The organism is Pedobacter arcticus A12, assembly GCF_000302595.1.
Lineage (GTDB): Bacteria > Bacteroidota > Bacteroidia > Sphingobacteriales > Sphingobacteriaceae > Pseudopedobacter > Pseudopedobacter arcticus.
This window is the reverse complement of sequence record NZ_JH947126.1, coordinates 230,113-251,000: the sequence shown is the minus strand read 5'-3', so window position 1 is coordinate 251,000 and position 20,888 is coordinate 230,113. Positions and strand designations below refer to the sequence as shown.

Annotated in this window: 19 protein-coding genes; 5 read left to right on the top strand and 14 right to left on the bottom strand. The window is 34.6% G+C overall.

Translation table 11 applies throughout. The annotated features are described in order from the left end of the window. Positions 1-229 precede the first annotated feature (229 nt). On the top strand, positions 230-925 hold the full coding sequence (locus B176_RS19210) for a DUF4397 domain-containing protein (protein ID WP_161603017.1): 696 nt from the start codon (positions 230-232) through the stop codon (positions 923-925). Positions 926-998: 73 nt separating this feature from the next. Here B176_RS19210 and B176_RS0107950 read toward each other — a convergent pair whose 3' ends face one another. The 6 genes from B176_RS0107950 to B176_RS0107925 all read right to left on the bottom strand — a co-directional run bounded on the left by B176_RS0107950 (position 999) and on the right by B176_RS0107925 (position 8,434). Further along, positions 999-1,862 (bottom strand): N-acetylglucosamine kinase, encoded by an 864-nt coding sequence (locus B176_RS0107950; RefSeq protein ID WP_017258269.1) that lies wholly within the window; start codon positions 1,860-1,862, stop codon positions 999-1,001. Between the two features lie 126 nt (positions 1,863-1,988). Next, positions 1,989-2,978 carry a CobW family GTP-binding protein gene (locus tag B176_RS19205; RefSeq protein WP_017258268.1) on the bottom strand — a complete coding sequence of 330 codons (990 nt, stop codon included), beginning with the start codon at positions 2,976-2,978 and terminating at the stop codon, positions 1,989-1,991. A 118-nt stretch (positions 2,979-3,096) separates the two neighbouring features. Beyond that, a complete protein-coding gene (locus B176_RS0107940; RefSeq protein ID WP_017258267.1) occupies positions 3,097-4,179 on the bottom strand; it encodes a sugar transferase in 1,083 nt (360 codons plus the stop codon). Between the two features lie 3 nt (positions 4,180-4,182). Further along, entirely contained in the window at positions 4,183-4,578 is a 396-nt protein-coding gene (locus B176_RS0107935) for a response regulator (RefSeq protein WP_017258266.1), read from the bottom strand. Positions 4,579-5,013: 435 nt separating this feature from the next. Beyond that, the gene (gene yidC, locus B176_RS0107930; protein ID WP_017258265.1) at positions 5,014-6,798 is read right to left on the bottom strand and encodes a membrane protein insertase YidC; all 1,785 of its coding nucleotides are present in this window, start codon (positions 6,796-6,798) and stop codon (positions 5,014-5,016) included. 22 nt (positions 6,799-6,820) lie between these two features. Further along, positions 6,821-8,434 (bottom strand): CTP synthase, encoded by a 1,614-nt coding sequence (locus tag B176_RS0107925; protein ID WP_017258264.1) that lies wholly within the window; start codon positions 8,432-8,434, stop codon positions 6,821-6,823. 274 nt (positions 8,435-8,708) lie between these two features. Between B176_RS0107925 and B176_RS0107920 the strand changes: the two genes are divergently transcribed. After that, a complete protein-coding gene (locus tag B176_RS0107920; protein WP_017258263.1) occupies positions 8,709-9,143 on the top strand; it encodes a hypothetical protein in 435 nt (144 codons plus the stop codon). A gap of 31 nt (positions 9,144-9,174) precedes the next feature. Here the strand turns inward: B176_RS0107920 and B176_RS0107915 are convergent, their stop codons facing one another. Then, positions 9,175-9,759, bottom strand: a complete 585-nt coding sequence (locus tag B176_RS0107915; protein WP_017258262.1) for a riboflavin synthase — start codon at positions 9,757-9,759, stop codon at positions 9,175-9,177. A gap of 340 nt (positions 9,760-10,099) precedes the next feature. Here B176_RS0107915 and B176_RS0107910 point away from each other — a divergent pair, with 340 nt between their 5' ends. From B176_RS0107910 to B176_RS0107900, 3 genes are all read left to right on the top strand, one after another. Beyond that, on the top strand, positions 10,100-11,341 hold the full coding sequence (locus tag B176_RS0107910) for a GAF domain-containing sensor histidine kinase (RefSeq protein ID WP_017258261.1): 1,242 nt from the start codon (positions 10,100-10,102) through the stop codon (positions 11,339-11,341). A 136-nt stretch (positions 11,342-11,477) separates the two neighbouring features. Then, positions 11,478-14,057 carry a DNA mismatch repair protein MutS gene (gene mutS / locus B176_RS0107905; protein ID WP_193372303.1) on the top strand — a complete coding sequence of 860 codons (2,580 nt, stop codon included), beginning with the start codon at positions 11,478-11,480 and terminating at the stop codon, positions 14,055-14,057. Position 14,058: 1 nt separating this feature from the next. Then, positions 14,059-14,622, top strand: a complete 564-nt coding sequence (locus tag B176_RS0107900) for a C40 family peptidase (RefSeq protein ID WP_017258259.1) — start codon at positions 14,059-14,061, stop codon at positions 14,620-14,622. Between the two features lie 221 nt (positions 14,623-14,843). On the opposite strand, the gene B176_RS0107895 is transcribed toward B176_RS0107900, so the two are convergent. The 7 genes from B176_RS0107895 to hisC form a co-directional block, all read right to left on the bottom strand. After that, the gene (locus B176_RS0107895; protein WP_017258258.1) at positions 14,844-15,743 is read right to left on the bottom strand and encodes a WD40 repeat domain-containing protein; all 900 of its coding nucleotides are present in this window, start codon (positions 15,741-15,743) and stop codon (positions 14,844-14,846) included. A 107-nt stretch (positions 15,744-15,850) separates the two neighbouring features. Then, positions 15,851-16,438 carry a bifunctional phosphoribosyl-AMP cyclohydrolase/phosphoribosyl-ATP diphosphatase HisIE gene (gene hisIE / locus B176_RS0107890; RefSeq protein WP_017258257.1) on the bottom strand — a complete coding sequence of 196 codons (588 nt, stop codon included), beginning with the start codon at positions 16,436-16,438 and terminating at the stop codon, positions 15,851-15,853. Continuing rightward, positions 16,438-17,193: an imidazole glycerol phosphate synthase subunit HisF gene (gene hisF / locus B176_RS0107885; RefSeq protein WP_017258256.1), complete on the bottom strand. Its 756-nt coding sequence runs from the start codon at positions 17,191-17,193 to the stop codon at positions 16,438-16,440. The genes hisIE and hisF overlap by 1 nt, the downstream gene beginning before the upstream one ends. An 11-nt stretch (positions 17,194-17,204) precedes the next feature. After that, positions 17,205-17,954 (bottom strand): 1-(5-phosphoribosyl)-5-[(5-phosphoribosylamino)methylideneamino]imidazole-4-carboxamide isomerase, encoded by a 750-nt coding sequence (locus B176_RS0107880; protein ID WP_017258255.1) that lies wholly within the window; start codon positions 17,952-17,954, stop codon positions 17,205-17,207. 9 nt (positions 17,955-17,963) lie between these two features. Next, the gene (gene hisH / locus B176_RS0107875) at positions 17,964-18,554 is read right to left on the bottom strand and encodes an imidazole glycerol phosphate synthase subunit HisH (RefSeq protein WP_017258254.1); all 591 of its coding nucleotides are present in this window, start codon (positions 18,552-18,554) and stop codon (positions 17,964-17,966) included. Positions 18,555-18,656: 102 nt separating this feature from the next. Next, positions 18,657-19,793 carry a bifunctional histidinol-phosphatase/imidazoleglycerol-phosphate dehydratase HisB gene (hisB, locus tag B176_RS0107870; RefSeq protein WP_017258253.1) on the bottom strand — a complete coding sequence of 379 codons (1,137 nt, stop codon included), beginning with the start codon at positions 19,791-19,793 and terminating at the stop codon, positions 18,657-18,659. After that, on the bottom strand, positions 19,786-20,838 hold the full coding sequence (gene hisC, locus B176_RS0107865) for a histidinol-phosphate transaminase (protein ID WP_017258252.1): 1,053 nt from the start codon (positions 20,836-20,838) through the stop codon (positions 19,786-19,788). Before hisC ends, hisB begins: the two co-directional genes overlap by 8 nt. Between the last annotated feature and the right edge of the window lie 50 nt (positions 20,839-20,888).

Genomic DNA, 20,888 nt, shown 5'->3' with positions numbered 1-20,888 from the left:
TTTTTATTTTATTTTGAGTGCAATTAAGATAGGACGTAACAATACTTTAAGAAATATCATGTTAAACATAAATTAATATGGTAAACATGGTTATAGCAGCGTATGGTCTAGGGATATTTTACTAGTGTTAATTTAAATTGTTTTTTTTTGTAGCGTATTGTACACTTGCTGCGTTAAGGTAGTTAGAACACAGGAATTAATAATGATTAAAAATTTAAAATTAACAGTTATGAAAAGTTTGAGAAATAGAAAGATTGGTGTATTAGCGATATTATTGGCCGTATTTTCCTTGACTTCTTGTTTGAAAGATAATAATACTGCGCCCAATTCTGCATGGCTATCCGTAATTAATGCATCACCAAATTTAGAAAATTTTGATTTTGTTATTGATAACAGATTGGTGAACAATGATTCATTTAGTTTTACTGAGCGTTTACCATATTTCGACATTTACACTGGCTCACGCCGTATCGGGATTTACAAAGACGAAACAACAGATACGCTAAGAACAGGAACTTTGTTGGCAAAGCCGGGAGAAATTTATTCGGTATATGTAGTAGGAGAGGCTCCCAGCCATGAATTTTTAACGATAACCGACTCTTTAACAAATCCTACAACAGGAAAAGCACAAATACGTTTTTTAAATTTAAGTGTGGGTGCACCTGCTTTAAAGCTTAACTACGGTGTAGATTCAACTTTAGTTAGTGATGTAGCTTACAAAAAGCATTCTAAATTTGTTGAGATCCCTGGAGGCAAGAAATATAATTTTAGTGTAACTACCCAAACAGGTTCTGGAAATACTGGAGCAGAAAACGGCGTGATGATTGAAAGTGGTAAAATTTATACCATTTGGGCAAAAGGATTTTATAACAATGCCACCACTGTTGATAGCCTTAAATTAGGACTTAAAATTCAAAGGAACTAATTGAAAATATAAACTATGATTAACCCAAAACGGGCTGCTAAATTATTTGCAGCCCGTTTGCTTTTTAAAATTTTTAAGCCTGTTTCTGATTAAAGTTTTCTAAGTGAAATTTCACTAAATCATCTATAGGAGAACGGATGATTTTTCCAACCTTCATTCCGTACTCTGTAGCAACCTCTTCTAAAACATTTCTAAAGTTATAGGCAACTGATCCAATACAATTGAATTCAAGTTCTTTATAGTTTGGATAATGGCTTACCAAGTTTTTGAAAAAATCTTCAAAAGATGTTCTTACCAGACCTCTTGAGTATTCAAGATTTAGTGTTATATCATATACAAATTTACTGAAGCTTGCACAGAATCTGTTTGGCAAAGGCTGTGTGTAAACTGCCTCTAAAATATCATCGGGTGTTAGTTTAAAAGTCTCCCAAAAAGAGTCTCTCACGTTTTTCGGCATATAGCCTCTTATATAATCACCTAAAAGTTTTTTTCCGATGTAACAACCGCTACCTTCATCACCTAAAATAAATGCTAAAGAATCGATACTCATTTCAATACCTTCACCGTCGTAAATACAAGTATTTGTTCCTGTACCCAAAATTGCGGCAAAGCCTCTTTTGTTTCCTAATAAAGCTCTAGCGGCTGCTAACAAATCATGTCCGATGTTAATTTTAGCAACCGGAAAAATCACTTTCATTGCACTTGCAACTATCGCAGCCTTTTCGTCGTTGTGCACTCCGGCCCCATAGTAGTTAACTTCTTTGATTTTTGCTACTGGTAAATCAGAGGGCATATTCTTTTTCATAGAATCTATAATATATTCCGTATTAGAAAAATATGGATTATAGCCCTCAGTATTAAACATTACCTTTTTTCCATCATCTTGAATTAGTGTCCAACTGGTTTTTGTGGAGCCCCCGTCTGCAATTAGTATCATTATCTTCTTTTGTGAGTTTAGGATTTATTTTAGGATAAAAATAGTAAAATTTACTTATTGTACACGCAACACTAAGCAAAGCTTTTCAAATTTTCTTAAAAAGTCGATTAATTTAATGTGCTCAATCTACGATTTAAAAAAACACTGCGCTAATCCTTTTTCTAATACCTCTCGTTTAAGTTTTTTACCGATAAAAACAAGCTTAGTTTCTCTGGGTTCATCGGGGTTCCATTCGTCACCGTCGGTAAATACGGGCGAGCCTTTAACAGACTGTATAATCAACTTTCTATTTAATCCTTCGATGTATAAAATACCTTTTATTCTATAAAACCATGCTCCTTGTATAGCTAACATCACTGCGAAATAGTGCCTAAGCTTTAATAGATCGAAACTTTGCTTAAAAATAAAGCTTTGCGACACAATTTCGTGATGCTTATATTCCGTTGGGATATTGAAGATGTTATTGTTTTGAGGGCTGGAGAAACTAAGTTTTAGCGCTGTCCTCTTTTTATCGTAAGCTTTTAAGTCAAGTATCTTATGAGTATTAACCTTTGCATAATCTGTAAATTCGTAATCTGCTAAAGGGTTAATCTGTTTTATGGTTTGGCCAATAGTTTTTAATGTATTTTCATCAACATTGGTTGATTTATTGAATATAATATAATCCGAAAATAAAACTTGTTTTGCAGCTTCTTCTTCGGTACCAATAACCTCTAAAACATTTACAGCGTCTATTAAACAAACAGTTCCATCAAGTTTAAAGGCCGTTTGTATATTATAGTCGGTTAAAAAAGTGGCAGCAACTGCCGAAGGATCTGCAATACCCGTGGTTTCAATAATTAAATGATCATAATCATAAGGGCCTATAACCAATTTATTGAGCACCTCGAACAGATCGCCGTTTAACGAACAGCAGATACATCCGTTTGATAATTCAAAGATATTTTCATCTGTTTTTACTACCAATTCGCTATCAATGTTGATTTCTCCAAACTCATTTTCAATAATGGCAAATTTAGTTCCGGGGTTTTCTTTGATAATATGATTAAGGAGTGTTGTTTTTCCAGAACCTAAAAATCCGGTAAGTATGGTTACTGGTACTGATTTTATGGACATTTTTTAGATGTTGAATTCTTTAAACTAATATTTATTAGGCAAACCTATAAAATTAGTTGTAGATAGGAAGCTGTACGTTATTTTTTATGGAATAAATTCGTTTGGAACGGTTAATTTCTTAAACCTTTTCTTTTTGAACCAATGCTGGTACCGTTTTTAAAATAATTTTTAGATCTAACCACATAGAGTAGTTTTTTGCGTAAAAATTGTCGAGTTTTTTACGTTCATGGTCAGACATTTCTTTTTTACCACGTTTACTGATTTGCCATAGCCCAGTAAGCCCGGCCGGACCTAAAAATCGCATTGACCATTCGTTAGTGGTTAATTGTTCTGCTTCGTAAAGTGGGAGCGGACGATTGCCAACCAAAGACATATCACCTTTTAATACATTTAAAAGCTGAGGGAGTTCGTCGATACTGCTGTTTCTTAAAAATGCACCAAGTTTGGTAACCCGAGGATCATTTTCTATCTTAAAAAATGAGGCATCACTATATTGATTTTTATGAGCTAGGCTAGCTATTTCAGCATCTGCACCAACTCGCATTGATCTAAATTTATAGAAATCAAATATTTTATAACCCGTTCCAACTCTTTTGCTGGTGTAAAAAACTGGCCCTTTAGAATCTAACTTGATTAATATCGAGACGATTAAAAAAAAAGGAAATAATATAATTAACGATATACTGGAGAGTAAAATATCCAAAAGCCTTTTACTTACGGGCATATAATACTCGATAACGGGCACTTGTGATAACTGGTTGACTTGAGATCTTAGCAGTTTATAAAAACTTAAGAATTTTAACCGCTCTTTTAAATCATCAAAAGGCACAGGATTAATATAACAGTCACTTATGCCAAGCTCCATTGCTTTTTTAACAATAGCAGGGCTAGGTTCTGTTAACAAAAAGATAGTTATTAAGTTTTTTGTAAGGAAATTGCTTTTGAGTGCCGATACGTAAGTTTGTATATCTTCAAAAGTGGTTGGTTCCACTTCTAATAAAATAATGGTATTGATATCATCAAAAGAAATAGCGTGTGTGCGTTTTTTTAACTCTGATAAAGTATCAGCTTGGTTTATCGTGAATTCTGTATTCGAGAAAAATGATTCAATTCCTTCTTTAAAGCTAATGCCATAATAAAGAATATTAATCGAAGAATTTGATTTGAAGTGGTCTTCAACGTTAACATTCGTAAATTGCATTCGCTAATTTAGTATAATTTTAATTTTATCTTTTAAAATTGAAGGATTAAATGGCTTTGATATTAAATCGTTGATAGGATAGGGGATTCGCGTTTTAATATTTTCTAATGAATCTGAACCGGAAAGCACAATTACAGGTACATCTCTAAAATATCCACTTACTTTTAATGAGCGTACAAAATCAGCACCATCAAAATAAGGCATTTCCATATCAGAGATAATTAAATCAGGGATGTTTCCATTATCTAACCAAGTTAAAGCATCAAATCCGTTATTTTTGATTACTAATTCATAATCCTTTTTTAAAATAAATTCCAAAAGTTTTAAAATAGCAATCTCATCATCAACTAGCAGAATCCTTTTCTTTACCACCTCTTTATTTTTCTCTAACGATACCATAATTCTATATCTTTTATACTAACCATTAAACAGAAAGGATGCCGAATCATGCTCAATAAACTTTTCAAATCTAATCATACTAAACTAACTAGCCTTCGGATTAAAATTTATAACAATCAAATTTAAGCCTCATTTAATCGAACGTTTAAAATCATTGCCGATGTAAGCTTGAAACCCTAATCAAGACTTACTTTAATAAAGTTATACGTACATCAGCTGTTAAAAGTTATTACGATATATTTTAATACTCGGACTTTTTTATTTTATTTTATTTTTAAATATTTTTAGGAATTTTAAACAACCTGTAAAACATGGGGAAATTGTTTCCTAAAAGCGGAATATCTTTCCCAGATTCCCGAATTTTCACACACCGTAACTAACTGAAAAAGTTCCAGATTTTTGGTCTGGAACTTCAATTTTATAGCTTAGAAATTATTATTTCTTCTTCTGTTGATTCAACTGTTGTTGCCTCATCATCTCTTCCATCTTTTTTTGGAAACCACCTTTTTTCTTAGCTTCCGGTTTCTTTTTATTTTCCTGTATTTGAGCATGAATCTTATCATCATCAACAAACTTTCTGATGAAGTACTGCTGAGAGAACGTTAAAATATTTGCACAGAAATAATAATAGTTTAAACCTGCTGGGTAGCTATTTAACACGCCAAAAAAGATGATTGGTGTAATGTAGCCAATGTACTTCATTTGCCCCTGTACACCCGAAATTTGGTTATTAAAGTAGGTATAAATTAATGTAGAGATTGTCATTAATAAACACATTAAGCTAATATGGTTCCAGCCTAAAAGCGGAATGGTTGGGAATTTAATCAACTCATCATAAGTAGATAAATCATGCATCCAAAGAAAGCTTTCTTGTCTTAACTCAAACAAGTTCGGGAAAAAATAAAAGAAGGCTAAAATAAACGGCATCTGGAAAACCATAGGCAAACAACCACCTAAAGGGTTAACGCCAGCCTGTTTGTACAGTTTCATGTACTCTTGTTGTACCAACGCTTGGTTACCTTCGCCTACCTTAGCTTTTATCTCGTCCATTTCTGGCTTTAGAACTCTCATTTTAGCCATAGATAAGTATGACTTATAAGTGAACGGCAATAGTACCGTTTTAAGAATAATGGTAAGCAACAAGATGATTAAGCCGTAACCCAAATTCATGCTTTCAAAGAAGTTGAAAATTGGAAGTACCAAAAAGCGATTGATCCATTTTAAAGGACCCCAACCCATTTTCACTTGCTTATCTAAATCATGTCCTTGAGCTTTTAACTGGCTAAATTTATTAGAGCCAAAGTAAAATTGAAGGTCATAAGTGTTAACCTGATTGTTTTTGTACGGAACAGATAATTGTGCCGAATAAGACTTAACAGCAGAGCTATCTGCTAAGGTGGTGATTTTTATATGTGCTTTGCTAAAACCGTCTTTGGCGATTAACGCCGCAGAAAAGAAGTGTTCTTTAAATGAAACCCAATTTGTTTTTCCTTCATTTAAAACTTTTTCATCGTCCTTACTTTCACTTAAGTAGTCAACCTCGCCATCACCTTTCTGAAAATAGGTGGTTGAACCTAAACGTTCGTTATGTAGGTCTTTTTCTTGTTGTAACAATTTAGTGTTCCAGTCCAAAACCATTTGATCGCCAGATACTTTGTTTTCAAATCCTTTGGCATCAACTTTAAAACCTACTTTATTGGAATCAGCCGCTAAAGTGTACGTGTAATTTAGAGATGAACCATCGCTATTTGCCATCTGCATTACAATGTTTGCTGCATCTTGGCTTACAACTTTAAAAGCTTGATCAGAAGTGTTAAGGTTTTGGCTTCCTGATTTATACTCGAAACCGAAATTGGTATCTTCAGCTTTAAAAAGGATAAGCGGTTTGCCATCAAACGTTTTTTCGTCTTTAACCTGTACGCTAACTATTTTTCCACCTTTATTTGATAAGGTTACTTTAATCGCCTTATTTTCTAAAACGCTCAATTCCTCCTTAAATAAATCAGATGAAAGTGCAGTATCTGTATTTGTTACTGTTGCGCTATCTGTTAAAACGGCTGTTTTTTTTGCAATTGTTTGGGGATTCTTTTTTGTTGTTGCGATTGAATCTTGTGTAAATTTCTCTCTCTTTATTTCTTCTGATGAAGGTTTTAAAAGAAAAGTAGAACCTACTAAGATTACTAAAATTAGGAATAATCCTGTAAACGTATTTCTATCCATTAGTTATTATTAATACTTCTTTTTAAACTTTCTTTTTTGAGTGTTCAATTGAAGCGGCGACAAATTTAACAAAAAGTGGGTGTGGATTTGCAACAGTTGATTTTAATTCTGGGTGAAACTGTGATGCAACAAAATATGGGTGACTCTTAAGCTCTATAATCTCTACCAAGTTGTTTTCTGGATTTATACCAGAAGCAATCATTCCGGCGTCTTCGTAAGCCTTCAAAAACTTATTGTTAAACTCGTAGCGGTGTCTGTGGCGTTCGGTGATTTTTGATTTCCCGTAAATAGCATGTGCTTTAGTGCCTTTCTTAAGTTCACAAGTGTAAGATCCTAAGCGCATGGTGCCACCTTTTAATGTTACTTTCTTTTGCTCTTCCATAATAGAAATCACATCGTCTTCGGTGTTTTCGTCCATTTCTGTACTATGGGCGTTTTTTAAACCTAAAACATTTCTACCAAATTCAATTACTGCACATTGCATCCCCAAACAAATCCCAAAAAACGGAATATTGTTCTCTCTAATATATTGTATAGCGGTAATTTTACCTTCAATACCCCGAGCGCCAAAGCCGGGAGCAACTAAAACACCATCTAAATTACCAAGTTTTGCTTTTACATTGTCTTGCGTAAGCCCTTCTGAATGGATAAACTCAACCCTAACCTTACACTCATTTTGTGCACCAGCATGTATAAAAGCTTCTATAATAGATTTGTAGGCATCCGGTAGTTCAACATATTTACCAACAAGCCCAACTTTAATTTCTGAAGTTGGATTTTTTAAATGACCTAAAAATTCTTTCCAACTTTCTAAATCTGGTTCGTTTTTTAATGGAAGTTTTAATTTAGAAAGTACCGTACGGTCTAACTGCTCTTTTAGCATCAAAAGCGGTACATCATATATCGTTTTTGCATCAGCAGATTCAATTACAGCATTGATATTTACGTTACAAAACAGCGCAATTTTCTTTTTGATTTCTTGATTGATGTGGTGTTCTGTGCGACAAACCAAAATATCCGGCTGTATACCGTATTCCAGCAACATCTTAACCGAGTGTTGTGTGGGTTTAGTTTTTAATTCTCCGGCTGCAGCCAAGTATGGAATTAAAGTTAGGTGGATTACAATAGCATTGTTTGAACCAGCTTCCCACTTGAATTGACGAACTGCTTCTATAAAGGGTAACGATTCGATATCACCAACAGTTCCACCAAGTTCTGTAATTACAATATCGTAATCGCCTGTTTCGCCCAATAAACGCATGTTGCGCTTAATTTCATCGGTAATATGAGGTACAACTTGTACGGTTTTACCTAAATAAGCGCCTTCTCGTTCCTTATTAATTACGTTTTGGTAAATTCTTCCGGTTGTAATGTTGTTGGCCTGAGTGGTGGGTACGTTTAAGAAACGCTCGTAATGGCCTAAATCCAAGTCTGTCTCTGCTCCATCTTCTGTCACATAACACTCGCCATGCTCATAAGGATTTAAAGTTCCTGGATCAATATTAATATATGGATCAAACTTTTGAATAGTTACGCGGTAACCTCGGGCTTGTAAAAGTTTAGCTAATGATGCGGAAATAATACCTTTTCCTAAAGACGATGTAACGCCCCCCGTAACAAAAATATACTTAGTCATGTTGGATTTTGTTGTTTTTAAACACCTAAAAAGAAAAAAAGAATAGTGCTTTTTTAATGTGTTTGTACGGGATGCAAAATTAGGTTTATTTTTTGATTTTGAACTATCAAAGCATATGAATTTTAAAAGGAATTGGTTTATTTCTCCTTTTTATATCCTCAGTTTCGCTAATGCTTTGATTTGCCGTAGTTAAACTTTTATTATGGCAAGTAGTTTAAATTTATAAGTGTAATAAATAAAATACTAGATTGTTTTTATCTTAAATTTGTTGAATATGAATTCTACTTACAGAAGTTTATTGTTGCGTTACCAGAATTACCTTTTAGAGTTTTATCAATTGATAGAAGATAAAGAAGTAATTGTTGCCGAAGATGCAGTAAAAGCAACAGCAATTAAAAAGTTTTTAGAAAACCTGCCCGATTTTGAATCTGAATTTGAGATTGAATTGGGTATAAGTAGTGCAGTTGAGGGATTTGAAAACAATTGGCTTATTCAAATATCTGATGATGGGTTTTCTGTACGTTCTTATACTGTGGATGGTTTAGATGAAACCGATGAATGGTTTTTTCATTACCATGATGATACTAAAGAGTATGAAGGGAATCTTTTTGCCGATGGCGATTGGGATCTGTTTTTAGAAGAGGTAGCGGATATTGATGACTTTGATGGTAAAGTTTTAAGTACGGTACTAACTTATAGTTTGGGTTGATGATTTTTCATCAACTCAAACTTACTTTGGGTTATTTTCCCATCATCTTGGCAACATACTTCCCAATAATATCAAACTCGATATTTACAAAATCGCCAATTTTAACGTTTTGTAGGTTGGTGTACTCAAAAGTATAAGGGATAATCGCTACAGAAAAAGTATTATCACAAGAATTTACAACCGTTAAGCTTATCCCGTTCACGCATACCGATCCTTTTTCTACAGTTACATTTCCCTTGTCGGCATCATACTCAAAAGTAAAAATCCAGCTCCCATCTGTTTCTTTTAAATTGATGCATTTTGCTGTTTGATCTACATGTCCTTGCACAATGTGTCCGTCTAAACGGCCGTTCATTTGCATGCAGCGTTCTAAGTTTACCAGATCACCAACTTTTAGATCGCCAATGTTGGTTTTCTTTAAGGTTTCCCAAATAGCAGTTACGTTATGTTCATCGTCTTTTAAACCAACCACTGTTAAACAAACGCCATTATGCGCCAAAGATTGGTCTATCTTTAAATCTTTTGAAATGGTAGATTTAACTGTGATGTGTAAATTACTTTGCTCTTCTTTAAGCTTTGTAATTTTCCCTAGTGTTTCAATAATTCCTGTAAACAAAGTTTATTTAATTAATTGTGATTTTAATAAATTTATTAATGCTTGTTGGGTTTTAGATAGCCTAATTAACACTAAAATGATTTTCAAATCTAATAAAGTCTATTCAGTTTTTAATATCATACCTAATAGTATTTAAAAAACGGCAAACATTTTTTGGACAAAAAACGTTTATATGTTTAGCTATCAATATTTACCAAAAATGGTATTGCAACAATGTTTTATACTATTTAAAAGCATGTTAATTAAATGTATTTCAAATAATTAACTAATTATTAAATCAATAATATATATTTGATATATTAGCAATGCTAAAAGCATCATATACCAAATTTACCGATTAATGGCTTCCATAATAGCAGAAGTAGAACAAATTGATGATATTTATAATTTAACTTCTATTCTTTTAAAAAACGAAGAAGATTCTCTAGAACAGTTGTTAAAAGCAGCTTGCAAAATTTTTAAAGCTGAGTTAGGCGTAATCTGTTTGTTAAAAGATGACAGATATATCGTAACAAGCATATATTCACAATTACCTTATGTAGTTGATGTTATTGCTATACCAAGGTTAGATGAGACATTTTGTTATCACGCCATCAAAGAAGGTAAGATTTTGGAATTGCCAGATATTGGTAACTCTAAATATAACAATTTGATCTGTTGCGATGTTTTAAAGGTGAAAAGCTATATAGGCATTCCTTTAAAGTTTGACAATAAAGATGTTGGGACTATAAACTTTTCATCAAGAGAAGTTAGGAGTGACGGTTATAGCAAAAAAGAACTCGATTTATTGATTTACCTTAACCAGTGGGTAAGTCAATACCTTAACCGAAACTACTACAAAGAAACTTTACAGAGCCAGTACGAAGAATTGGAGGCTAAAAACAGAGCACTAGAAGTGTTGATGGAAGAAAACAACCAGCTGACACAGATATTGGTTCATGATTTAAAATCACCTTTGAGTAATATCAAAATGCTTTCTTATCTCTTTCAGGATTTTGCTCAGGATGCAGATAGCGAAGAATTGATTAGTATTTTTAATAAAAGTTTAGACTACGTTTTTCATTTGATAGATCAGATGGAGACGCTAAACAATATGGAGACATTATCTACCAGTAGTTATATCGAGGATTTAGATTTAGATGAATTTGTACAAGCTAATTTGAAAGACTTTGCAAAAACTGCCGAAGCTAAATCAATAAATTTCAATTATAAGTTTGACGGCACAAAATCTATCGTTAAAACAGATATAAATTTCTTGAAACGGATACTTTACAACCTAATTTCTAATGCGCTAAAGTTTTCTCCGTTTCAAAAACAAATCTACGTAACATTAAGCTGTACCGACACTCATTTTCTAATCGCAATTAAAGATGAAGGTCCGGGTATTGGTGATGGAGAACTCTCTTTGCTTTTTCAGAAATTTGTAAAGCTCCACAACCGACCAACAAATTCAGAAAGTTCTTCTGGCTTAGGATTGTTTATAGTTAAAGAGCTCCTTAAAAAAATTGGGGGCGAAATAACAGTAGAAAGCGAGTTGGGAAAAGGCAGTACTTTTAAAGTACATCTACCTTTTGCTGTTTAATTATCTTATCTACAACTCTTCCTTTCCACATTAGCTAAATTATCCACAATTTAGAACGGCTAACTTTAATTTTTAACTTTGCATTTCAAAAAATCTAGATTCCTTGGCAAAAATAAAAGATAAAGAGACACCTCTTATGACGCAATATAACCAGATAAAGGTTAAATATCCGGGTGCGTTATTGCTGTTTAGGGTCGGAGATTTTTACGAAACTTTTGGTGAAGATGCTATTAAAGCTTCCCAAATTTTAGGCATTGTACTAACCAAAAGAGCAAACGGTTCTGCCTCTCATATTGAACTGGCAGGTTTTCCTCATCATTCCATAGAAACTTATTTGCCTAAATTAGTTAGGGCAGGCCAAAGAGTAGCTATTTGCGATCAATTAGAGGACCCTAAAAACGTTAAAGGAATTGTTAAACGCGGTGTAACCGAATTAGTTACGCCTGGAGTAGCTTACAGCGATAATATTGTTAATCAAAAATCCAATAACTATTTAGCCTGTTTGCATTTTGAAAAACAAACCATTGGTGCTTCTTTTTTAGATATTTCTACGGGCGAGTTTTTGGTAGCACAAGGTAATGCCGAGTATATTGATAAACTTTTGCAAAGTTTTAAGCCTAGTGAAGTGATATTTTCGAAAGCAAAATCGAAAGACTTTACAGAAACGTTTGGGAGTGGTTTTTATACCTATACGCTTGATGATTGGGCTTTTACAACAGATTACGCACAGGAAACACTACTTAAACATTTTGAAGTAAAATCACTAAAAGGTTTTGGTATTGAGCGTTTGCAATTAGGTATTGTGGCCGCAGGCGTGGCTTTACATTATTTGGGCGAAACCGAGCATAGGCAGTTGCTGCACATTAGCAATATCTCCCGTATTGAGGAAGAACGTTATATGTGGTTGGATAAATTTACCATAAGAAACCTCGAACTCATTGGCTCCAACAACGAAAACGCCAAAACCTTAATTGATGTTTTGGACCATACTTCTTGTGCTATGGGTGCCAGAATGTTGCGCAAATGGATGGTAATGCCACTTAAAAACGAAAAGCCTATTCAAGAAAGGCTGGCCGTTGTTGAGTTTTTTTATAAAAATACCGAGCTAAGGAACCAGTTGCAAGGTTATATCAGACAAATTGGCGATTTAGAACGTTTGATTTCGAAAATCGGATTGCAAAAAACCAATCCGAGAGAAATTATACAGCTTAAAAAAGCTTTGATTGCCATTGCGGAAGTAAAAAATATTTGTGAAAATGTAGATCAAGATGCGGTAAAACGAATTGCCGAGCAGATAAACCCCTGCGCTTCTATTAAAAATAAAATAGAAACCGAGTTATACACGGATCCACCTATTGCTTTAAACAAAGGTAAAGTAATGGCCGATGGTTTAAATGAAGATTTAGATCGATTGCGAAAAATTGCTTTTGGCGGTAAAGATTATTTATTGGAATTACAAAAACGAGAGGCTGGTATTACAGGTATTACATCGTTAAAAATAGCATTTAACAATGTTTTTGGGTACTACTTAGAAGTTTCAAATACGCATAAAGATAAAGTGCCACAAGAATGGATTCGCAAACAAACTTTGGTAAATGCCGAACGTTACATTACGCCAGAACTTAAAGAATACGAAGACCAGATTTTAGGTGCCGAAGAAAAAATATTGGCTATTGAAACCCGTTTGTTTACGGATTTAGTTACCAGTATAGCCGATTTTATTAAGCCCATTCAGTTAAACGCATATTTAATTGCACAGCTAGATGTTTTGCTTTGCTTTGCCGAAACGGCACAAAAAAACCATTATGTAAAACCTAAAGTAAGTGGTGATAAGTTATTGGATATCAAAGGTGGGCGACATCCTGTAATTGAACAACATCTACCTTTGGGCGAAGATTACATCACCAATAACGTTTATTTGGATAATGACTCGCAACAGATTATTATTATTACCGGACCAAACATGGCGGGTAAATCTGCTTTGCTACGTCAAACCGGTTTAATTGTTTTGATGGCGCAGATGGGAAGCTTTGTGCCTGCAAAAGAAGCTTCAATTGGGATTGTAGATAAAATTTTCACTAGGGTAGGTGCATCGGATAATTTATCGTCGGGCGAATCAACGTTTATGGTAGAGATGAACGAAACGGCGAGCATCTTAAATAACCTTTCGGATAGGAGTTTGATTTTATTGGATGAAATTGGACGAGGGACATCAACTTATGATGGTATTTCCATTGCATGGTCCATTGCCGAATACTTGCACAACCATCCATCGGCGAAAGCCAAAACCTTGTTTGCTACGCATTACCATGAGTTGAACGAGCTGAGCAATTCTTTTAACCGAATTAAAAACTTCAACGTTTCCGTGAAGGAAGTAGGCAATAAAGTGATTTTCTTGCGTAAACTGGTGCCAGGTGGTAGCGAACATAGCTTTGGAATTCATGTTGCTAAAATGGCTGGAATGCCATCGTCGGTTTTAAAAAGAGCGAATGAAATTTTACTCCGTTTAGAAAACGAACGTACCGGTGGAGAACATGTAAAAGCCAGTTTAATGAAAATGCAAAAGCAACCTGTGCAATTGCAAATGTTTTCCTTAGACGATCCTGTTTTAATAAAAATTAGAGATGTTTTAAATAATTTAGATGTAAATACGTTAACTCCTGTAGAAGCTTTAATGAAACTGGACGAAATTCAGAAGGTTTTAAAAAAATCTTAACATGAAGATAAATAGGTATAAATCAAGCAAGGTCTCACTACCCATTACGCTATACGCAATACTTCTTTTCTCACTTTCTTTCACTGCCTGTAAATCAAAAAAGAATTTACCAAGCTCGCCAAAAGCTAATTTTGAAAAACCATCAAATAAAATAGCGAATAAATATGCTGAGGCTATGGATGTTTCAAAAAAACATATTAAGAATGGTGGTTTATATAGCTTTATTGATGATTGGGAAGGTACTAAATATCAATTCGGTGGCTTAAGTAAGCGAGGAATAGATTGCTCTGGCTTGGTATATCTGATTTATAAAGATATCTACGGAAAAGAAATTCCAAGGATGACCAGCCAGCAAGTAGATATCATCAAAAGAAAATACGAAAACCAGTTAAAAGAAGGCGACTTGGTATTTTTTGATTTTGATGGTAAAAAGTTTAGCCATGTAGGGATTTACCTGCAAAACGGCTATTATGTGCATGCTAGCACTAGGCGAGGGGTAATGTTGGAGAAGTTGAGAAATCCTTATACTTATAAATATTTTTCGAGGGGTGGAAGCGTAAGATAAGGTAAATCTCCTTTTCGAATTGAACACCTAATTTGTGAGATTTCTCTCTATCGTTCGAAATGACGGCGTGGATATTCTGTTGTCTTAGCGCCCTCAGGAATCTCCTTTTTCAGGGACTCTGCGTTTACATCTACTTTTATATCGTGTTTACCCGTGTAAAGCAGAGATGGGTCTTAAAAAAATCAGGTTGTAGCGGAGATCGGCGAATGTTATTAAGTTTTCTATTTGTCGTTAAACTCCCAGATTTTAACAAATTTATCATCGCCAACAGATAAAAGATACTGACCATCGTTGCTCCATGCAATATCATTTACAGATAAAATATGACCTTCTTTGGCTTTATCTATACTTAGTACTTTAAAAAGAGATGAATCTGCCGAGCGCCAGATTTTTATAGACTTGTCTCTGCTGGCGGTAGCAAAAAAAGGTTCAGAAGGATGAAATACAATCTGATATATTGCAAATAGATGTGCGGGGAATTTCTGTATTAGTGAGCAGTCAAAAACATTATAGCTATTTAGGTGTGCATCTCGACCTCCCGTAATTAGCTTAGCGCCATCTGGCGAGAACTTTACTGAACCAATTCCGTTTTCATGGGCTTGAAACTCTTGAATCAACGTAAAATCATCCAAATTGTAAATCCGAACGTATTCGTCGTTTGATACCGTAGCTAAAAGATTTAATTTTTCATGTATAGCAGCTGAACGGACTTTGGAATATCCGGATTGGAATTGGTGTACTAATTCATTTTCGGTAGTTGAAATGATGAAGATTAGCCCTTTTTCTGTTGTGCAGATCAACTCCTCTTTTTCCGAAATATATTTTAAGGAAAATATAGCAGAACCTAAGCTAAGTGTTGTTTTTAGAGCGGTAGTCTCTAAATCAAAGATTAAGAGATTTCCATCATTGCAACCTGCGTATAAAGTGTTAAGCTCAGGAATGATTTCTAAAGCATAAACCGTACGTTTTACATTTTTGAATACTCTTTTATGTGATTTACTATTTAAATCCCATTCTACAATTCCCTTGTCGTTACCGGCTGTATAAAAAAGAGATTCGGTTGGGTGACTGATTACTGCGTATATCGGGTTGCTGTGCCCGGAGAGGGTGGTGGTTTTCATCTTTTACATTTTTTGCGTTAGGGATTGCAGTGTAAATCCTTTATCAGCTTTTTCTGCTGATAAAGATTGAAACATAAAGCCCGTCCCCGAACGCCCAAAATTAGAAATTATTGGTGACGAGATTCTAAGTTTTTTGCAATGTTATCTAAAGACAGGTTTTTCTCTTTAAGTAATACTAAAAGATGGAACACTAAATCGGAAGCTTCATTGATTAAATCAGTTTCTGTTTCCGCTAATGCTGCTATAACGGTTTCTACACCTTCTTCACCTACTTTTTGAGCTATTTTATTTAAGCCTTTTTCTCTTAAACTGTTCACGTAAGATTTTGTAGTCGGATTTTCGTAGCGTTCTGTAATGATGTTCTCTAACTCGAAAATAAAATTTTGATTGTAAGGAGTATTAAAGCAACTTCTAGAACCAGTATGACAAGTTGGTCCGACTGGTTTTACTTTAATTAACAAAGTATCGTTGTCGCAATCTATGCTGATGGATTTTACGTGAAGAAAATTACCGCTTTCCTCGCCCTTTGTCCATAGTCTGTTTTTGGTACGAGAGAAAAATGTAACTTTCTGTTGTTGTTCGGTTTTTAAGTAAGCTTCTTCATTCATGTAGCCTAACATTAAAACTTCTAAGGTTTTTTCATCTTGAATGATAACCGGCACTAATCCGTCACTTTTTGCGAAATCTATTTTCATCAGATTCTTATTTCTATATTTTTATCTTTTAATAATTGTTTCAATTCTGGAATCAGAATTTCTCCATAATGGAATACAGACGCTGCTAAAGCGGCATCTACATCGGTTTTCTTGAATACATCAACAAAATCCTGACTTGAACCTGCACCGCCAGAAGCGATAACAGGAATAGACACCATATCATTAATTTGCTTCAATAGTGTGTTGTCAAAACCTGATTTTGTGCCGTCTTTATCCATAGACGTGAGTAGAATTTCTCCAGCTCCACGTTCCTCTGCATTTTTAATCCAATCTTGAGTTTGTAGCTCAGTAGCGATTCGACCGCCATTTAAATGAACAAAATCTCCATGGACTAAGTGTTTAGTATCAACTGCCAAAACTACAAATTGAACACCAAATGCTTTAGCGAGATCATCTATTAATTGCGGGTTTCTTACAGCGGCTGAATTGATAGAAATCTTATCAGCACCTGCATTTAATAAAGCTTCAGCATCTTTTAATTCACTAATTCCTCCGCCAATGGTGAAAGGAATATTGATTTGACGAGCTACGGACTTTACCATTTCAATGGTGGTTTTCCGTTTTTCGTGGGTGGCAGTGATATCTAGGAAAACCAATTCATCTGCACCTTGGTTTGAATATTGCCAAGCCAATTCTACTGGATCGCCTGCATCACGTAAATCGACAAAATTAATGCCTTTTACTGTTCTTCCGTCTTTGACGTCTAAACAAGGGATGATACGTTTACTTAACAAAATGCTAGAGGTTAAATAGAACTCAGTCTGTGCAAATTCCAATTTTTGATTTCTTCGATTGAAATTCTTTTTTCATAGATGGCTTTACCAACTACGCAAGACTCAATTTTATGGTTGTTTAACTCTTCAATATCTGCCATAGAGCTAACACCACCGGATGCTATCAGTTTAATGAAAGGGGAGTGGCTTAAAAGTTTTTCGTATAATTCTACTCCTGCACCACCTAATTTTCCGTCTTTATTAATGTCTGTGCATAAAAAACGGAAAAAGCCTAATTGCAAGCATTTATCTACGTAGTCCATTAATTTAATTGGTGAACTTTCCATCCAACCCGAGTATTTAATTACTTCGTCCAAAACATCAATTGCAACCACAACTTGATCTGAGCATTTTGTTTTATTGCACATTTCTTTTGCAAGATCCTCTAAAAATGTAGGATTCGTAATTGCCTGCGTACCCACAATTACGCGGTAAATACCAACATCAATCAACTCTTTAACTTTATCAATACTTCTTACACCACCACCGTATTGCACTTTCATGTCGGTTTTTTTGATGATGTCGGCTAAGTATTTTTGATTGCTGAAATCGCCTTTAGCACCATTTAAATCTATGATATGGACAATCTCAGTCCCGTTAGACTGGTACATTTCAATTTGTTCTTCAAGGGCAACCTCGTAACGAGTAACTTGATTATAGTCGCCTTCAACTAAACGAACGATTTTTTGGTCTAATACGTCAACAGCAGGGATAATATACATTTCTTGATTTTATAAGTTAGCGAAATTTTTAAGGAGCAATTCACCAGCTTCACCAGATTTTTCTGGATGGAACTGTACTCCGTAAAAGTTGTCTTTCTGAACACTTGCGGAAAACTTAATTCCGTAGTTACAGGAAGCGATGGTAAAATTAGGATTAAATTCTATATAATAGGAGTGAACGAAATAAAAATACGTCTCATCTGCTATTCCAATGAAGAGGGGATTTTCTTTTTGCGGAGAAATCTGATTCCAACCCATGTGTGGAACTTTCTTTGATTCGAGCTCTTTAAAACGTAATGTTTTTAATGGTAAAATGTCCAGTAGATTGTAGTTTCCTTCTTCAGAAAAACCTGTAAGCAATTGCATACCTACACAAATCCCTAAAACTGGCTTTGTTAAACTTTTGATTTTTGGAACCAAACCTGTATCGGTAAGCTTTTGCATAGCAGTTCCCGCATGACCAACCCCTGGAATAATTATTTTGTCGTATATATCAAAATCATCTTCAGAATTAATCATTCCGTAATTAAGATTTAAACGACCTAAAGCAGCGGTTAACGAGAAAATATTCCCAGCGCCGTAATTTACTATACCTATCATTTATTAAGTATTGAGTATTAAGTAATGAGTATCAAGATAATTTGCTTGGTTGAGGGAATTTTCATTTAGTTGTCTTTCTACTTGATACTAAAATCATTCTACTTATAATAATCCCTTTGTACTTGGCAATCTCATATTATTGATATCGCGTTTTACGGACATTTTAATGGCTTTTGCGAAGGCTTTAAAAATTGCTTCAATTTTATGATGCTCGTTGTCGCCTTCAACTTTGATGTTTAAATTTGATTTAGATGCATCAGAGAAAGATTTAAAGAAATGATAGAACATTTCCGTTGGCATATCACCAACTTTTTCGCGTTTAAACTCCGCTTCCCAAACTATCCAGTTTCTACCACCAAAATCTATAGCAACTTGCGCCAAACAATCATCCATTGGTAAGCAGAAACCATAACGTTCAATCCCTTTTTTATCGGCTAACGCCAGAGCGAAAGCTTCACCTAAAGCTATTCCAGTATCTTCAATGGTGTGGTGCTCGTCAATATGTAAATCACCTTTGGTGTGTACAGTTAAGTCTATACCGCCGTGACGGGCAATTTGATCTAACATGTGGTCAAAGAAGTTTAAACCGGTTTTGATATCTGAATTTCCTTTTCCATCTAAATTGATTTTAATGAGGATGTCCGTTTCGTTGGTTTTTCTGATGTGTTCGATTCTACGGTCGCCCACTTTTAAAAAGCGGTAGATTTCGTTCCAGTCAGAAGTTTCGATAGCTAAAACTTCGTTGAGATTCTCGATCTTATTTTGCGCTTCGGTAGCACCTAATTCAGGATTGTTATTTAACCAAATGGCTTTTGCTCCTAAGTTTTTAGCTAAAACCACATCATTCAATCGGTCACCAATTACAAAAGAATTTACCAAATCATACTTCTCTTGATCAAAGAAATGAGTTAGTAAATCAGTTCCTGGTTTACGGGTTGGCGCATTGTCTTTTGCAAAAGTTTTATCAATAATGATTTCGCTAAAGTTGATGCCTTCATTTTTCAAAGTTTGGATGATGAAGTTTTGTACCGGCCAAAAATTTTCTTCGGGATGGCAGGAAGTTCCTAGCCCGTCTTGATTGGTTACCATTACCAACTCAAAATCTGTTTCTTTAGCAATTTTAGCTAAGTTGCTTATTGCATTTGGGTAAAAAACCAATTTTTCAAATGAGTCTATCTGCTCATCTGCGGGCTCTAAAATCAGCGTTCCGTCTCTATCTATAAAAAGTAATTTAATCATCTTTAAGTTTTTTTAGGCTGTTGATGAGAGCCTGATTTTCTCCGTTTGTACCAATGGTAATGCGTAGGCAGCCTTCGCAAAGTTCTACCTTATTACGGTTTCTTACAATAATTCCTTCTTCTGTTAGGTATTTATAAATCTTATCTGCATCCGCGGTTTTTACTAAAATAAAATTCGCATCTGAAGGATAAATGTCAATTACAAAATCAAAATTCTTTAATGCTAATACTAAAGCGTCGCGTTCTTTTAAAATCTCTTTAATCCAGCCATTTACTTGGTCAACATTATTCAAAGCCTCTAATGCCAAAGTTTGCGAAGCCTCGTTGATGTTATAAGGTGGTTTTACCCGATTAAAAACTTCGATAATTTCTTCGCTGGCGAAAGCCATTCCTACTCTTAATGCAGCTAAACCCCAAGCTTTTGATAAGGTTTGCAAAACCACTAAGTTGGAATATTCTGTTAATTCCTGTATAAATGTTTTCTGACGAGAGAAATTGATATACGCCTCGTCAACTACCACAATACCATCAAAGTTTGCTAAAAGCGTTTCAATGTCTTCACGGTTGATCGAGTTACCTGTTGGGTTATTTGGCGAACAGATAAAAATCAATTTTGTGTTATCGTTTATAGCTTCAGCAATTCCATCTAAATTCAGTTGGAACTCTTCGGTAAGATTTACACGTTTAATTTCAACATCATTGATGTTTGCAGAAACTTCGTACATACCATAAGTAGGCGGTACGATGATTACATTGTCCAAACCTGGGTTACAAAAGCTTCTGAACAAAATATCAATGGCTTCGTCACTTCCATTACCTAAGAAAATATTTCTTGCAGGAACTCCTTTTATCGCACTTAATCGCATTTTAACTGCGTATTGCATTGGATCCGGATAGCGATGATACGCCTTAGGAAGTGGAGAGCCAAACGCGTTTTCGTTGGCATCTAAATAAACAGAAGCTTCGCCTTTAAACTCGTCTCTTGCAGAAGAATAAGGTTTTAAGGTTTTGATGTTTGGTCGGATGATTTTGTTTATGTCAAACATTTTTTAGTTCATTAGTTCCGATAGCCTTTCGGAAGAGTTTATTAGTCATT

Bases quoted from the DNA above. Each gene is read 5' to 3' on its own strand.
- B176_RS19210 (WP_161603017.1), top strand. From the start codon at position 230: ATGAAAAGTTTGAGAAATAGAAAGATTGGTGTATTAGCGATATTATTG.
- B176_RS0107950 (WP_017258269.1), bottom strand. From the start codon at position 1,862: ATGATACTAATTGCAGACGGGGGCTCCACAAAAACCAGTTGGACACTA.
- B176_RS19205 (WP_017258268.1), bottom strand. From the start codon at position 2,978: ATGTCCATAAAATCAGTACCAGTAACCATACTTACCGGATTTTTAGGT.
- B176_RS0107940 (WP_017258267.1), bottom strand. From the start codon at position 4,179: ATGCAATTTACGAATGTTAACGTTGAAGACCACTTCAAATCAAATTCT.
- B176_RS0107935 (WP_017258266.1), bottom strand. From the start codon at position 4,578: ATGGTATCGTTAGAGAAAAATAAAGAGGTGGTAAAGAAAAGGATTCTG.
- yidC (WP_017258265.1), bottom strand. From the start codon at position 6,798: ATGGATAGAAATACGTTTACAGGATTATTCCTAATTTTAGTAATCTTA.
- B176_RS0107925 (WP_017258264.1), bottom strand. From the start codon at position 8,434: ATGACTAAGTATATTTTTGTTACGGGGGGCGTTACATCGTCTTTAGGA.
- B176_RS0107920 (WP_017258263.1), top strand. From the start codon at position 8,709: ATGAATTCTACTTACAGAAGTTTATTGTTGCGTTACCAGAATTACCTT.
- B176_RS0107910 (WP_017258261.1), top strand. From the start codon at position 10,100: ATGGCTTCCATAATAGCAGAAGTAGAACAAATTGATGATATTTATAAT.
- mutS (WP_193372303.1), top strand. From the start codon at position 11,478: ATGACGCAATATAACCAGATAAAGGTTAAATATCCGGGTGCGTTATTG.
- B176_RS0107900 (WP_017258259.1), top strand. From the start codon at position 14,059: ATGAAGATAAATAGGTATAAATCAAGCAAGGTCTCACTACCCATTACG.
- B176_RS0107895 (WP_017258258.1), bottom strand. From the start codon at position 15,743: ATGAAAACCACCACCCTCTCCGGGCACAGCAACCCGATATACGCAGTA.
- hisIE (WP_017258257.1), bottom strand. From the start codon at position 16,438: ATGAAAATAGATTTCGCAAAAAGTGACGGATTAGTGCCGGTTATCATT.
- B176_RS0107880 (WP_017258255.1), bottom strand. From the start codon at position 17,954: ATGTATATTATCCCTGCTGTTGACGTATTAGACCAAAAAATCGTTCGT.
- hisH (WP_017258254.1), bottom strand. From the start codon at position 18,554: ATGATAGGTATAGTAAATTACGGCGCTGGGAATATTTTCTCGTTAACC.
- hisB (WP_017258253.1), bottom strand. From the start codon at position 19,793: ATGATTAAATTACTTTTTATAGATAGAGACGGAACGCTGATTTTAGAG.
- hisC (WP_017258252.1), bottom strand. From the start codon at position 20,838: ATGTTTGACATAAACAAAATCATCCGACCAAACATCAAAACCTTAAAA.